This window comes from Shewanella colwelliana (genome assembly GCF_001735525.1).
GTDB lineage: Bacteria > Pseudomonadota > Gammaproteobacteria > Enterobacterales > Shewanellaceae > Shewanella > Shewanella colwelliana.
Genome location: NZ_MCBT01000013.1, coordinates 37995 through 53012, shown reverse-complemented (window position 1 = coordinate 53012; position 15018 = coordinate 37995). Strand labels below are relative to the sequence as shown.

The following is a 15018-nucleotide window of genomic DNA, read 5'->3' as shown; positions in this document are numbered from 1 at the left end:
GCGACATAATATGTCAAGCGCTATTTTTGTGTTCAAAAAAGTGACACGTTTTCATTTTCTAACCAAGCTTGCTGATGGTACTGGTACAGCTGCATTGAGCCTATGGCATTGATCTTCACTTGGCTTGCATCATGGTAATAGTTTCCGGGAAACTCAAAGGCTCCTTTAATCATGCCAGGGGTTAACCAAGCTTCATCAATGGACAGCTTATTCAAGCCTGCAAGCCTTGCTTGAGCATCTTTGCCTTGAAGGGTTGCAATACTCCATCCCCACTCACCGAAACTAGGGACATTATGATGGTATTGGTTAACCTTAAAGCCTGCACTTGCCAAGGTTTTGCCCACAGAGATAAACGCCTTGGGCGCATGATAGGGCGAAGTCGACTGTACTGTTAGTGCTCCATCTGCACTTAAGAGTTCCTTAAGTTTGCGATAAAAAAGATCTGAATAGAGTTTATTGAGATCTGGATGGCTCGGATCCGGCAGATCAACAATGATCACATCATACTTTTCACCACGCTGAATAAGCTTATCTGTGCCGTTAAAGGCGTCATCGAAGAGCAACTCGACTCGTGGATCATTCAGCGCATCGGCATTAAGTTGCTTTAGTGCCAGATTTAAGCGTGCAGGCATGGCGTCGCTGCCATCTTTAAATAAGTTGACTAAGTCCTTATCCAAATCCATCAACGTGACGTGTTTAGGTTGCCATTTGAACACTTGTCTCAGGCCAAGGCCATCCCCGCCGCCGATGATCAGCACCTTGTCATGGCGCGCGCTGGCTTCAAGTGTTGGGTGTACTAGAAACGAGTGGTAGATATGTTCATCTTGGCTGGAAAACTGCAAACGGCCATTAATATAGAGTGAGTAGACAGGTGAGAGATCGTTGCCCCGCAGGCGCTCAGTGAAAGTGAGTTGCTGAAAGCGCGTCGCTTTGGCGTAAACCACCTTGTCTTTGTAGAGTAGATTATTAAAGTCTTGTTCCCAGTTTGGACCATGCCAAGCGAGTAGCAGTAAGAGACCAGTGGCAAACAGATGGCCAACGAGCAGCAACCTAACGTAACGAATTTTACTCCAGAAACGCCAGATGAAAATAAAGCCGGCCAAGAGATTAAAACTGGCGGTGAGCGCTGCGGCGAGCTGAATGTCGATGGCAAGCATAAAGCTCACCCAAATGGCGGCACCTATGCCTGCACCAATATAGTCGGCACCATAGATAGTGCCTGCGTTATGCATCAAGTGTTCGTCGCAAAGCGATTGTCTTACTCGTGCGATAAGCGGGATCTCCATACCAATCATCAAGCCGAGTAACACACCCCAGAAGTAGGGGAGATGTTCGCTTAGCTTTTGCAGCCAGCCAATAGCACCGCCTTGGGGCAGTTGATCGGGCGGTAAGCCCAAGGTATTAGCAATGATGATAGGTAACTGCTGGCCAAAGCCGATAACGGCGGCAGTAATGAGAATAGCCAGTGCGCCGCATAGGGCGACACACAACTCTAATACCGCAAAACCAGTATAAGCACAGCGGATTTTCCGTGCGGCAAAGGCGCCCACCCCCATAGAAACAATCATAAGACCTATCATGGTATAGATAGCGGCTTCTAATGCCCCCAGCACCCGACCGGCATAATGAGAGAGCAGGTATTCATAGATCAGGCCGCAACCGGCCAAGACTGCCATGATCCCCAATAGCAAGATATCATCGAACCAAGAGAGTTTTTTCGCGCCAACAGGTGTTGGCGCATTTTCAGTAGGTGACTGCATTAATTCCTTTTAACCCGGCTGAGGTTACGCCATTAAGCTGGTGAGAATTAACGCAATGGCGACGCTGATAGCAAGCTCTACCGTTGCGATACCAATATTATGCTGTTGTTCAACCTCTTGGGCTAAATCAATGTTAGCAAGCACTAACTTTTTCACTAAGGCTTGCAGTAATGATAAACAGATAAGCATGATAACTGAGAACACTAACCAGCCAATAAGGTTGCTGATATAGGCTTGTGGTTCATAGAGGATAAAATGGCTGGCGGCATTAAAACTCAATGCCATGGCAAGCATATAACCACTGTGACGAATTGCCACTGCTGTGTGACCTTGTGCTAAAGCGGCTTGCATTGACGCATCTTGATTGCGTTTAGCGTACTGTTTTTCGCGAAAGCGGGTTAACAACACTAACATCAATTGTGAAATCGCGAAGGCACTAAAAATCGCGATAAAGGTGTCTAAGGTGATATCTTCAGCCCACATCAATACTGAGCGTATGATAATGGCTGTGGCGATAGCTGCAGCGGCATCGACAAGGGCGACAGAGATATTACCTTTGAGGATCATGGCATTTTTATCTATCTCATTGAGGGCGATTTTGTCATGGAGAAAACGACCTAACTTAATCAGCAATAGACCAAAAATACCGTAGGCACTCATGCCGATGGCTTCATAAAGAAAAGAGTGTGCGGCTTCACCTGTGATAGCACCCGTTAGCACTATGCCTAAACCTGCCACAGCGCCAGCGGTACTGATCCCAAAGGCGAAGTTGTCGCGCTCTGAGAGTTCGTGGGTGCTATTTACTTTGAGGTTCCATCCCTGCAAATAACGCATGGCTGTGAGTAAGATTACGGCGATAGTGATATCGATGGCGAGTATGCCTATCAGTTCAGATGTGATGCCGAAGTTTTGAAAAAATGTCATCGTAATATCCTTTATTTGCCCCGGCGCACACCACGGGTTGTGCGGTTGCCTGAATTTCTAAAGTTGCTGTTTTTAGAGTAGTTTGAGCGAAATTTACTTTTACTCGTGCCGGCTGTACTCGCTTTGGGAACGCTACTACTTTGGCGAGACAAGCTGGTGGAGCCAGAGCGAGATTTAGCGTAGGGGCTATCGAATTTTTTGCCCTGCGAATTAAACTGCTTCTTGGTACGCTGATAGGTCTGGTTTTGCGAGCTGGCCTGCTTTGGCGAAGTGTAGCGATAGCGACCTACATCGTTGTAGTAACTATAGTTTCGTCGGCTTGACCAGCGGTCGTAACCGATAGGCCCCCGAGTGAAGTTCGAGAACATCGCGTACATGCCATACCATGCCCAAAAAGACATGCCATTAGAACCCGTTTGCCAGTTGCCGTACGCAGGGTTGCCGACCAATTGGCTGCCTGCGCCAAAATCTTCGGCACCATTGGCGAGCACTGCCGCTTCGCGACTGATGGAGTTGACGCGAGCGAGTGCGCCGTCAGACATATCGGCAACCACATTGACGGGGTCGGAGAGCATGTCATTAAACAGGCTAGGATCGGCTGCTTGATAGAGGTTTTCCGCCTCGTCGAGACGTTGATCGATATCGACAAAGTTATTGTCGTTGCCTAATTCACTCAAGCGCCGTTTTAGCGACGTAAATAATGGACCTTTACTGGTGCCGTCTTTAGCTAACTCTTGCAATAGTGGAGACAGGTCCGCTTTCTGGCTGGTGACTATGCTAGCGTATTGCTTGAGTAAGTTTGCATTACGGATTTCGCCATTATCTAGCATCTGCCCAAGCGCAGCCACACGCGCTTCAGTCAGTCGCTGATAGTTAGCAATTTTTTCTGGCCTATCGTCACCGCACCCGACTAGGGTTAACAGTAGAGTCAAGGTGAGAACACGAATGAGCATTGCTGCCATGGTTTCTCCATTATTGAGTTAGGATTGAGACTGATAATCGATGATCAGTTCATCACATCTTTGCATAATATAGCTGCTAGTTAGGGTATAGTAACCTTCTGCGAGCCATAATACGTAATCAATTGTCGAATCAATTCAACTTGATGACGGCAATGCGTCAACTTGATCACGCCTTGGTTCCAATTGACACATATCTATATCATTCAAGACATATTATGTCGACCGTTTAAATGTTAGGGATTGTTTGGGCTATGGAAAATATTTGCAATCGAGTGTTACCCCAAGTGGTCATGCAAGCCGCACAATTGAACTGGCAGCGAATTCTCGACGCTTGGCCTGATATGTCTGAACAGTTAACTGAAGCGCAAATTCATGAACTGCAAACCATCATGGGCTTGAGTGATTTTGCCGCAGAGCAACTTTGTCGACATCCCAATTGGGTGTTGCCACTGTTTGAAGGGCAGCTTGAAAACCTGTCGCGTGACAGTTTTTCCCATGAGCTCGACTCACTGTTGGCTGGCGCTGTTGATGAAGACCAAGCCAAAGCGATATTGCGGCGTTACCGTAATCGACAAATGGTGCGTCTCGCCTGGCGTGACTTTTTAGGTTACTCCGGCCTGAATGAGTCTCTGCTCGATCTGTCTGCCTTAGCCGAAGCCCTGATTATTGGTGCTCGTGATTGGCTTTATATTCAGATGTGCCAGCAATATGGTACGCCATGTGATTGTGAGGGTAATCCGCAACCTTTGATGATATTAGGTATGGGTAAGCTCGGTGGTCGAGAGCTTAATTTCTCATCTGATATCGATCTTATCTTTACCTTCCCTGAGCATGGCGAAACCGTTGGCGGTCGACGTAGCCAAGACAATCAACAGTTTTTTATTCGTATGGGGCAGCGCTTAGTTAACTTGCTGCATCAAGTCACGGTTGATGGGTTTGTGTATCGCGTGGATATGCGCCTTAGGCCCTATGGCGAAAGTGGCCCGTTAGTGGTCAGTTTTAGTGGTCTAGAAGATTATTATCAAGAGCAGGGGCGAGATTGGGAACGCTATGCCATGGTTAAGGCGCGTGCGCTGGGTCCTTGGACTGGATTTTCTGATGAACTGCACGACATGCTGCGTCCCTTTGTATACCGCCGTTATATCGATTTTTCTGCCATTGAATCTTTGCGGAAAATGAAGCAGTTGATCACCCAAGAGGTGAGGCGTCGTCAGCTCACCGACAATATTAAACTGGGTGCGGGTGGCATAAGAGAAGTGGAGTTCGTGGTACAGAGCTTTCAGTTGATTCGTGGCGGTCGAGAGCCTGCGCTGCGCCAGCAAAGCCTGTTTGCTGCTATCGATACCCTTTACAGTTTAGGGCAATTGGAATACCTCGCAGTCGATGAGCTTAAGCACAGTTATTTGCTGCTCAGACGAGTTGAGAATTTATTGCAGGCCATTGGCGATAATCAAACCCAAACGTTACCGCATCATCAACTTGATTGGCAGCGACTCTGTTTTGCAATGGAGATGGCGGGCGAGGCTGAACTGCGTACTCACATTGAGGATGCGATGAGTAAAATCCATCGCTATTTTAAGGAAACCGTTGGGGGCCAAGAGGGGGAGGAGACCAGCGATCTATGGACGCAACAGTTGTGGAATCTGCAAGATGATGAAGATGCTGATAGTTTAATGGCGGAGCAAAGTGTTGAAGATCAAGGGCTGTGGCCTGCGGTAAAAAGTTGGCGAGAAACGGTAGTAAAACGCACGATTGGCCCAAGAGGGCGAGATACATTAGATAAACTCATGCCGTTGTTATTACAAGAGTTTACACACTTAGCTCAACCGTCAAAAGCCTTTGAACCCGTGTCCAAGGTATTAGACCAAATTCTCACACGTACTACTTATCTTGAACTGTTATATGAAAACCCAGGAGCAAGGCAGCAACTGGTGAGTCTGTGTTTGGCCAGCCCATGGATTGCGCAGCAGTTAGCTAAGTTTCCTATGCTGCTCGATGAACTCATCGATCCTTCACAGCTCTATGACACTACCTCTCTGGACGATTACCCCAGTGAGTTACGCCAATATCTACTGCGCGTGCCTGAAGAGGACATGGAGCAGCAGATGGAAGCGTTGAGGCAGTTTAAGCTGTCGCAGCAGTTAAAGATCGCCGCCGCCGATGTCACTGGGGTATTACCTGTGATGCAGGTGAGCGATCACCTTACCTTTTTAGCTGAAGCGATTATTGAACAGGTCGTGGTACAGGCTTGGCAACAGGTGAGTGCTCGTCATGGTACGCCCCCTCATCTGCAAGGCGACGAGAAAGGGTTTGCGGTGATAGGTTATGGCAAAGCGGGCGGTATTGAGTTGGGCTATGGCTCCGACCTAGACCTGGTGTTTTTGCACGATTACAACCGAGTAAAGTACCCGCAAAGTACTGAAACCAATGGTGATAGACCAATAGATATTGGTCACTTTTACCTTAAGTTAGCTCAACGTATTTTACACCTCTTTTCAACCCGAACGACCTCAGGTGAACTCTATGAGGTGGATATGCGTCTGCGTCCATCGGGTGCATCGGGTTTGTTGGTCAGTGAAATTGAGTATTTCGGACAATATCAGAAAGAAGAAGCCTGGACATGGGAACATCAAGCTCTTGTTAGGGCAAGATTTTTGTTTGGCGACAATGCGCTAGCCAGTCGCTTTAGCATTTTGAGAGCTGAGGTGCTAGGCAGCCATAGGGATAGAGTACAGCTAGCTAAAGACGTTAGAGAGATGCGAATCAAGATGCGCGAACATCTGCTAAAAGTCGACCCAAGCAATTTTGACTTAAAGCAGAGTGCAGGCGGTATCGCTGATATTGAGTTTATTGCCCAATATCTGGTGCTGGCAAATACCGAACAGCACCCAGAACTCAGTATATGGTCGGATAATGTGCGTATTTTTGAAGTGTTATCAGAGCTCGAATTACTACCCTATTTAAGTGCCCAGTATTTAACTCAAGCCTACTGTTTTTTGCGTGATGAAAGTCATCGATTAACCCTACAACAGAATGTGGGCCAACTGCCGGTAGCTTTCGTGGCCGAACATGCCCAGCGAGTGGTTACCATCTATGAGCAAATATTAGGAGAGTGAGGTGAGCTTTAGCTGGGTCAATGCCATTATGTGGGACAGATTGCGTAACATTTCTGACTCAATGCTCAGACAGTGGTGACATCTGCTACACTGAGATTATTCAGTTGTAACTATGCCATTATCTGTCTATGCCAATTGATCTTTTTCGCCAATTTTGTCTTATCATCATGCTTTGGCTCCCAGCTAGCGTTGGGACATTGGCCATGGCGAATGATCTCTCGCAACTGAGCTTTTTTACTGAGTCTTATCCCCCCTATAATTACCGCGAGTCCCATGAATTAAAAGGGATCGCCGTCGATCTGCTGTTGGCAGCTGTGAGCAAGGTGGACGATCGTCTCGATCCAAATAGTATTCAGCTTGTCCCATGGGCTCGAGGCTACAAATTGACACTGTCGGGCGTTAATACTGTGCTGTTTTCGACAACGAGGACACCCTTTAGGGAGCCGATGTTTGAATGGGTTGGGCCGATAGCGACGACTCGAGTGGTGTTGTTTGCTCCAACGGCCAAGCAATTAAAAATAGCCAATATCGCAGACATTAAAAAACATATGATTGGCACCATACGCGATGATATTGGGGAGCAAGCGGTATTGAATATGGGAGTGCCGAGAACCCAGATCATGCAGGCTCATAATGCACACTCACTGCTGTATATGTTACAGCGTGAGCGCATTGATATGTGGGCTTATGAGGAGTTTGTTGGGCGTTGGCTGATTAAAAGGGCGGCAATAAAAATTGATGAATTTGAAGCTGTGTATACCCTAAAAGAGAGTGAACTCTACTATGCATTTAGCCTCGATAGCGATCCCAAATTGCGGGCATTGTTACAGTTGGGGGTCGATCGGGTTAAGGCTAACATCCAGGAAAATGGACTCAGTGAATATCAAAATATTTTGAGTAAATATCAATAACCCCACCAGTTCAGTAATCAAATCATCCCCATCGTTTTAATAGCACTCGTCCGCTGGCATTTAATGCCGTGTGAAGGGTTAGAGTTAGGGCTAGGGTTACACTCAAACTCAACATGACAAAAATGGCTACCAAAATGATCAGTTGATATTTGATGGCGACCATAGGATCGCTTCCCCCTAAAATTTGTCCTGTCATCATTCCCGGTAGTGTTACTAAGCCTGTGGTTGTCATCGTGGCTAAAATTGGCGCAAGAGATTGCTTCAATGCTGATTGTAAGAAAGGCCATGCGGCCTGTTTAGCGCTAGCGCCTAAGGCGAGACGAGCTTCATATTCATGACGTTGTTCTTCAAGCGACGAAAATAACCTTTGCAGTGCAATAATGTTACCACTGAGGCTGTTGCCAAGTAGCATGCCGGCGAGAGGGATTAGATACTGTGCGCTAAATAGCGGTGCTGGCTGCAGTAGCCAAAGCAGTAACAGCAGCAGAATGGGAGTTAGCGCTAACATTAAGCTGGCAAATATCGGCAACATCAGTGGTTGTCTTGGCAGCTTCGCGCCGGCGATGATCGCGCTGGCACCAATAGCCATCATGGCCGACAGCCAGGCTAGGTTGAGCCAGAGGCTATTTAAATCGAACAGAAATTGCAGATATAAGCCAACTAATATCAACTGTAAGGTCATACGAGCGACAGCGATGGCGACGTCACGCTTGAGTCCCAGTTGGAAGTAGCGACTAATGCCTAACGGTATGACTAAAATCAGCATAAATAGACCGACCGAAATCCAGTCTATATCAATGGCTGCTTGTGTCATTGTCGACCCACCTTTGTTTGATGTTGCAGTGAGAGAAGCGCTTTATCATGGCTGAGTTTGGCTATGCAGATATTCCACCGATTGCATCTCAATGAGTCGGCTCATGGTGCGCTTAAATTCAAATGCTAAGGCACCCGGAGTGTATAGATGTTCTAATGGCAGTTCACCATGAAGATAGAGGTTAACCTGCTGATCGTAAAGCTCATCGACCAAGGCGATAAAGCGTCGCGCGGGATCATCATTGGGCGCATAGTGAAGTTGGCGTGCGCCGGCCTCTACAGCGGTTGTGCCATCTTCCGTACCTCTGGCGCGTATCCAGGATCTGGGCACTCCCCCAAGTGGTGGAATATGACTGATCAACACGCTACTAAACTGACTCGCCAGTTCAATATAGTCGAGTTGAGAGCGTGGTCCATCGCATAGGGCATCGAAACTGACCCACAGGCAGTTTGCACTGCGTTCAATTACAGGGATCTGCCGTCCGAGTATGGTTAGCGCGGTGGACGTTGAGGTTTGTTCTTCCTTAATGGTGTCGAAGAGCTGTTTGAGATTGATCTCATCATGCAGAAAATAGGTTTGCTGGCTGGTGAGTTGTCTTAGTCGATGGTCGATATCACCATCAAGATGTATCGATTCTGTTTGGCCTTGTAATAGGCCGATAAAAGGCAGAAACCGGTCACGGGCTAAGCCATTTTCATAGAGTTTTTCAACAGGGGTATTCGAGGTGGCAACCAGTACAACGCCTAGTTCAAATAGCGCTTCAAATAGCCGCCCTAAAATCATAGCATCACCGATGTCGCTGACAAAAAACTCATCAAAGCAGATGACTTGATATTGCTTTGCTATCTGTGTGGCCACTATTTTTAATGGATCGCGTTGCCCATTTAACCCTTGCATCTCACTGTGTACCTTGGCCATAAATCGATGAAAGTGCAGTCTCAAGGTTGTTTGCTGTGACAAGCTGTTGTAAAAAACATCCATCAACATGGTTTTACCGCGGCCAACATCACCCCATAAATAAAGTCCTTTAATCTGCTGGTTTTTATCGAGAATCTGTTGGTGCAACCTCTGTAATTGCTCGACAACCTTTACCTGGCTTATGTCGTGGGTTAAGCCTTTTTGGCGTTGCAGTAATTCAAAACGCTGGCGTGGAGTGAGAGACATAGACTTGCAAGTGATTGGCTGAGAGTACAGCTATGCTAGCATAATTGTTGCTGCAATAGGGGCGCCGAACGGGCGTTCGGCGCACATCTAAAATTATACCAATCAGTATTACTTATTATCGGAGCGAAGTACCAACTCGACGCGGCGATTAAGCTGCTTGCCTGCATCGTTACTATTGTTTGCAACGGGGGCATATTCGCCAATCCCCTTGGCGGTGAGTTGTTGCTTGTTTATGCCGTGCTGACGTGTCAGTGCTTGCACTACTGCTTTAGCCCGCTTTTCCGATAACACTTGGTTGTAACTCTGCTTACCTTGGTCATCGGTGTGACCGATGACATAAAAGTCTTGCTTCGGGTGAGCCTTAAGGTAACTTGCGACAATCGTTATCACTTCGGCGGCCTCTGGTAACATTTCATCGCTATCAAACTTAAACAATAGGCCGTCTAGTGCCACGTGACCTGTTTGTGCAATTTTATCGGTTAGACCTTCTAGATCAATGACTAATCTATCATCTACTAGGCTAGTTTCTTCAACGAGCTTAAGCTCGCTCCATAGGCCATTCTCGTAACCTATAATGTAGACCATGGCATGCACATTACCCTCGGGGCGAGTTAAGGTATAGAGAGCGTAAAACTGATTTTCATCCTGTCCTATATGTGCAAATGTCTTGATGCGTGGATGAATTTTTCGTGATTGACCACAATCATTACCTTGGCAGTGAAATCCGCGCACAAAACCGAGTTTTTCTAACGCCGCCTTGTAATTGGCATTGACCTCATACTCAGAATAACCACGAGGAAGTTTGTAGTTTATATCGGTGATCTTACCTTCAAGGGTTTTGATTTTGTGTTGGCCTTTATCGACGCCATCGAGCACTAAGGTTTGGCCAAATCCTTGTTGTAGGTAATCATGAATATAGGCACCGGGTAGTCTGGCTATCATGGGGTGATCGCTAGCGCCTTGCGTATCATTATTCGTTCTGTCTTTAAATGACTCTTGTTCTACCGATGTGCCGAGATAGGCTTGATTGGTTGTTAACAGAGCCAATGGTTCATCGATTTCCTCGATAATATCCAGTTGCAGCCCAGCACCATTGTGCCAATTCGCCGCATAGACTGAGAGGTAAACTTGTTTGTTTTTAAGGGGGAGCTTAGCGGTGAGTAGCGCCGGAGAGTTTTTAGGAATATCGTGAAGCGGACTAACTTGTTTCGATAGTTTGCTCTTGTTATCACAGGCATCTAGCTGACACTCAAACAGTATATTGCCTCCTAGCTTTAAAATTTGCGCTTTATAGTTATTAACGGCATGGCTGGGGTCATAGCTGGTGGGCAGTTCATAATAGATGCGTTTTAGCTGCCCTGCATAAGTTTGAGTTTGATATGACCCCTTATCAATACCTGAGATAAAGGCAAAAGGAATATAATGACGAGTCTGTTTTTTATAAACCTTACTCTCGGCAAGCGATGCAAACGGCAGTTGTTCAGCCTCTGCTTGAGCGCTGAGCGTTAAAGTACAACATAGCGCTAATAACAGTTTTTTTATCATTGTATTTCCTTTTACAGTTTATTGGCTAAAGGCCATCGACTATCTATGTCGCTTAGTTTCTGTGGCTCAGCTGTTTGGTTATTAGTTTTTAGGGGCAGGGCAATCCGTTAACACTGTTAGCGATCTGTTGCTCTTGTCTACTTGTTGCATTAACGCCATTATCTCATTGGGGTTAAGCCCTTTATACATTAAGGCGACATTAGGCTGGTGTGCTAAAGGGGCTAACCGCGAGCAATCTGTAATGTTCATGATGGAGACCGATGTTGCTTGGCTTTGTGCTAATGCCTGCCAATCTTGAGTGTCGATATTTGATAGCATCAAGTTGGCAGATAGTCGGCTGATATCGCCAAATTTGGCTATCTGACTCAGCTCTATGTTGAGCATCTCTAATTGCGCTAAGCTCGATAAGGGGGATAAATCAGTGAGCTTGCCGCCCATTAAACTGACTGTTTGCAGTTGTTTGAATTTTTGCAGGTCGTCAAGATTTACTGTCGATGACAGACGGCAGTTAAGCTGGGTAAGCTCATTGCTGTTAGTCAATTGAAGCTGCTTGGCGCTAGCTTTTATACAGCTTGCTATTTGTGGGTCGTTAAATGACATTGCATCTATGGAATATGATGGCGAGCGGATTAGTAATATATCTAGGGTGATTCGCTCATTGTCGGTCTCGACAACACCGGTAATACGGGCTTGGTATGGCAGGCTTATATCTGCTAATGCTGCATCAGGCAGTTGTAACTGAAGCTGGTCATTAATACGGAGTTGATTGGTCAGCGTAAGTTGCTTGAGTTCAGAGATATCGCTGACTTCAAGAGTGCTAAGATCGTTAAAATAAGGGAGGTCATTAGCCGTAAATTCATAGCTTAGCGTCAGTGTTTCAACTGACTTGTTCTGTGGCTGCTGTGATTGAGGCTCAGGTGCCCTTGTTCGATCCGTTTGCGACGTCGCGTGATCAAATTCATCTATCGCCCCATGTTGTATCAGTTTCTCAACCAGTTCAGTTTCGACGCTCTGAACGTCTTCAACCAGAGGGGGCAGAGCCTCAGACAGATAGCAGAATTTAGACACCTCAAACATGTCTACCAGCATATTGACCTGAGTTTGACCAAGGTTGAACGCCATTAATGCCGAGAACGCTTCGGCTTCATCTCGCGTTGTTAGCAGGGAGTCGATGTTATCGACATAGTCTTGTAGTTCAGTTGTAGTCTGTTGAAATTGCGCTAATTGCTCGGGTTGGTAGCAGTCGCTGTCTTTGTCGATGTTTGCGAGAAAATGCTGATAATGAGGTAAGTACTGATTAGCGAGCGCTAACATCTGCTCGGCAGTCTGTGTCATGTCGCCAATGAATTCGCTTTGTAGCACGATTTTAGCGCTTTGAGTTTCGTCCAGCTTTTGTGATAACAGCTCCATTTGCCGAGCATGCTGTTTACTGAGTCGATGAGATTGCTCGACGATAGTGTTGGTATCTTGTTTGAAATTCAGGATGGCATCGCGGGTCGACATTGCGAGTAGCTTGCAGCTGTATGTCATCGCTGTGATAACAAGCACAATAGATATTGCCGAGCCTAATTGTTTATTAGTGAAGCCGCGGTAGAGTGTTAGTTTTAATAATCGCTTGATTGCCATTGACTTCCCTGTTTATACAATCAATCTAACCTTGATTGACGACTCTCCATAAAGGTTGTCCACAAAGCTGATTCATAAAACATATGCCACAAAAGATGGGTCATAAAAGATAGGCCATGAGATATTAATTCAGGGGGAACGCTGCCCCCTGATTAATCGTTAAGCCGAAATTTAGAAATATAAGTTATCGACTAACTTTTCATTGACATATAACTCACATTTATCGGCCGTGCTGCTCTTTGAAGACTGCACTACACTTGCGATGGCACCAAAGGCACCGCCTTGATTACCTAACACCGAACCGAAGTAGCAATGACTGCGTACAGCGAAGTCTTTGTAATTGGCGTTTAAGTTCTGAGTTGGAGTGTAAGGAGGAAAACGACCTTGCATAATTGGATCGCCGTTTACGGTTAAGATTAAAATATTTTTCTTGTCATGATAGCTGCCGTTAAATTTGAGCACTGTACCATCGACTTCGACCGTTTTTTCGAGTGCCATACGAGGGCCTGGGTCTGAAGCACAACCAGTAAGAATCGCGGCAAGTGTTAAGACAGAAAGTGAAGCATATTTCATTTAAATAGTCCTTTATATCAAGAGTAAATCGTCCATCAAGGAGTGGATGTTAATCTAGACAAAAAAGCATCACAATGAGATGTAACCTTATTTGCTAAAAATAAAACTTTAGTTTTACGCACGGATCTTATCTTAAAGTGTTGACCCGCTGTATTATCCATTCGGGTGTATTTTGATTGGAAATTAGACTTGTTAGCCCTAGATTTATATGAAATGTGTCTTGGGTAGCTCATAAAATGCACTGACGAGCCCGTAGTCTAGGGGCCATTTGCTAATTTTGATAAAAAGTCACTTGTTTAAAAAAGGTATTAGCCAGCTGCAGGGCGGGATCATACTTTGTTAATAGTAGGGAACTTCTTCGTATCTGCATGATCTGATCGGGCATGTTATTCTACTGAGCCTAATCCATGTCCTTATTTGAACACTTGAAACTCATCGAAGACCCTCGCTCTCACATCAACCTAAACCATGATTTAGTTGATATTATTTTTCTCGTTTTAGCCGCTATCGCTTCAGGTTGTGATGGCTGGCAAGCTATCGAAGAATTCGGCCAAGAGAACCTATCTTGGCTGCGTAAACATCGAGATTTTGATAACGGAATCCCTACTCGACATTCCATTGCTCGGATCATTAAAGTGATCGATACCGAAATACTGGTTATGACACTCTTTAGTTGGGCAAATCGCTTAAGAGAAGCCTCATCCAAGCCATTGATCGCTATTGACGGCAAAACCTTGCGTGGGGCTGTTAATCAACATGGCGCTAACAATGCGCTTCACTTGGTTTCGGCCTTTGATACTGAACAAGGAATTGTGCTGTATCAGCAAGATACACAGACTAAAGGCAATGAAATCGCAACGGTTCAGGCGTTATTGCACATCTTAGACATTAAAAACGCTGTTGTAACCTTTGATGCACTTCACTGCCAGCGGGAAACGCTTCAACAAATCATCAAAGCTAAAGGCGACTATGTTGTTCAGGTAAAAGGCAATCAACCGCTACTGAGGCAGGCCATAGAGATGCAGTTTCAACCTCACTGGGATAACGACGGCGTCGACATCTTGAGTATCGAAGAGGATGATAAGGGGCATGGCCGTAAGGAGCGTCGCACGACATTTCAAATTTCAGCAAAGCTGCCGCAGGCGCTCGCGAAAAGTGGCCGTCAGCAAAGTCGCTCATTGCCGTTGAACGTCAACGAACATGCAAAGGCATTACCACCATAAGTACGGATTATTACTTAAGTTCTTTGCCTCTAGACATCAAACTCGCAGCCAAAGCGGTGCGTCAGCATTGGCACATCGAGAACCAGCAACACTGGGTGCTTGACGTCACCTTTAGGGAAGATTGTTCAAGGATTGGTGACCATGAAAACGCGAAGAAGATGGCGCTATTTCGGCGTATCGTGCTGAACCTTTTAGAGCAGCATCCGCTAAAAGCAAGTAAACCAACCAAGATAAGAAAAGCAGCATGGAATGGCGATTTTAGGAGCGAGATTTTCTTTGGTTAAATGATTTAACAAAGTTTAATCCCGCCCTGGGTATTTTGGTGTGTGAGTATATTTGTTTTTAAGTTGAGCAAGCCCGCAGTACTTCTTAAAAATTGGATATTTCTAGGGCATCTACT

General features: G+C 46.0%; 10 protein-coding genes and 1 pseudogene. 3 read left to right on the top strand and 8 right to left on the bottom strand.

All coding sequences use genetic code 11. From position 1 onward, the window contains the following. Positions 1–32 precede the first annotated feature (32 nt). The 3 genes from BEL05_RS04825 to BEL05_RS04815 are packed head-to-tail and all read right to left on the bottom strand — an operon-like array spanning position 33 to position 3646. A complete protein-coding gene (locus BEL05_RS04825) occupies positions 33–1760 on the bottom strand; it encodes a polyamine aminopropyltransferase (protein ID WP_069670467.1) in 1728 nt (575 codons plus the stop codon). Between the two features lie 24 nt (positions 1761–1784). Further along, a complete protein-coding gene (locus BEL05_RS04820; RefSeq protein ID WP_028764158.1) occupies positions 1785–2684 on the bottom strand; it encodes a DUF350 domain-containing protein in 900 nt (299 codons plus the stop codon). An 11-nt stretch (positions 2685–2695) separates the two neighbouring features. Continuing rightward, the gene (locus BEL05_RS04815; protein ID WP_069670466.1) at positions 2696–3646 is read right to left on the bottom strand and encodes a hypothetical protein; all 951 of its coding nucleotides are present in this window, start codon (positions 3644–3646) and stop codon (positions 2696–2698) included. 251 nt (positions 3647–3897) lie between these two features. On the opposite strand from BEL05_RS04815, the gene glnE reads away from it, so the two are divergent. Continuing rightward, on the top strand, positions 3898–6762 hold the full coding sequence (glnE, locus tag BEL05_RS04810) for a bifunctional [glutamate--ammonia ligase]-adenylyl-L-tyrosine phosphorylase/[glutamate--ammonia-ligase] adenylyltransferase (protein ID WP_069670465.1): 2865 nt from the start codon (positions 3898–3900) through the stop codon (positions 6760–6762). Between the two features lie 203 nt (positions 6763–6965). Continuing rightward, positions 6966–7673 (top strand): substrate-binding periplasmic protein, encoded by a 708-nt coding sequence (locus BEL05_RS04805; protein ID WP_245686939.1) that lies wholly within the window; start codon positions 6966–6968, stop codon positions 7671–7673. A gap of 22 nt (positions 7674–7695) precedes the next feature. Here BEL05_RS04805 and BEL05_RS04800 read toward each other — a convergent pair whose 3' ends face one another. The 5 genes from BEL05_RS04800 to BEL05_RS04780 form a co-directional block, all read right to left on the bottom strand. After that, complete coding sequence (locus tag BEL05_RS04800; protein WP_069670464.1) at positions 7696–8487, bottom strand: ABC transporter permease; 792 nt, start codon at positions 8485–8487, stop codon at positions 7696–7698. 45 nt (positions 8488–8532) lie between these two features. After that, positions 8533–9651, bottom strand: coding sequence for a cell division protein ZapE (gene zapE, locus BEL05_RS04795; RefSeq protein WP_069670463.1), 1119 nt, complete (start codon positions 9649–9651; stop codon positions 8533–8535). 108 nt (positions 9652–9759) lie between these two features. Next, entirely contained in the window at positions 9760–11196 is a 1437-nt protein-coding gene (locus tag BEL05_RS04790; protein WP_069670462.1) for an OmpA family protein, read from the bottom strand. 81 nt (positions 11197–11277) lie between these two features. Continuing rightward, positions 11278–12822, bottom strand: coding sequence for a hypothetical protein (locus BEL05_RS04785; protein WP_069670461.1), 1545 nt, complete (start codon positions 12820–12822; stop codon positions 11278–11280). A gap of 171 nt (positions 12823–12993) precedes the next feature. After that, on the bottom strand, positions 12994–13395 hold the full coding sequence (locus BEL05_RS04780) for a hypothetical protein (RefSeq protein ID WP_069670460.1): 402 nt from the start codon (positions 13393–13395) through the stop codon (positions 12994–12996). Between the two features lie 407 nt (positions 13396–13802). Between BEL05_RS04780 and BEL05_RS04775 the strand changes: the two are divergent. Next, a pseudogene (locus tag BEL05_RS04775) lies at positions 13803–14902 on the top strand (ISAs1 family transposase). Positions 14903–15018 lie beyond the last annotated feature (116 nt).

What these genes read in the sequence shown, in the direction of transcription:
- BEL05_RS04825 (WP_069670467.1), bottom strand. Translation starts at nt 1,760, where the DNA reads ATGCAGTCACCTACTGAAAATGCGCCAACACCTGTTGGCGCGAAAAAA.
- BEL05_RS04820 (WP_028764158.1), bottom strand. Translation starts at nt 2,684, where the DNA reads ATGACATTTTTTCAAAACTTCGGCATCACATCTGAACTGATAGGCATA.
- BEL05_RS04815 (WP_069670466.1), bottom strand. Translation starts at nt 3,646, where the DNA reads ATGGCAGCAATGCTCATTCGTGTTCTCACCTTGACTCTACTGTTAACC.
- glnE (WP_069670465.1), top strand. Translation starts at nt 3,898, where the DNA reads ATGGAAAATATTTGCAATCGAGTGTTACCCCAAGTGGTCATGCAAGCC.
- BEL05_RS04805 (WP_245686939.1), top strand. Translation starts at nt 6,966, where the DNA reads ATGGCGAATGATCTCTCGCAACTGAGCTTTTTTACTGAGTCTTATCCC.
- BEL05_RS04800 (WP_069670464.1), bottom strand. Translation starts at nt 8,487, where the DNA reads ATGACACAAGCAGCCATTGATATAGACTGGATTTCGGTCGGTCTATTT.
- zapE (WP_069670463.1), bottom strand. Translation starts at nt 9,651, where the DNA reads ATGTCTCTCACTCCACGCCAGCGTTTTGAATTACTGCAACGCCAAAAA.
- BEL05_RS04790 (WP_069670462.1), bottom strand. Translation starts at nt 11,196, where the DNA reads ATGATAAAAAAACTGTTATTAGCGCTATGTTGTACTTTAACGCTCAGC.
- BEL05_RS04785 (WP_069670461.1), bottom strand. Translation starts at nt 12,822, where the DNA reads ATGGCAATCAAGCGATTATTAAAACTAACACTCTACCGCGGCTTCACT.
- BEL05_RS04780 (WP_069670460.1), bottom strand. Translation starts at nt 13,395, where the DNA reads ATGAAATATGCTTCACTTTCTGTCTTAACACTTGCCGCGATTCTTACT.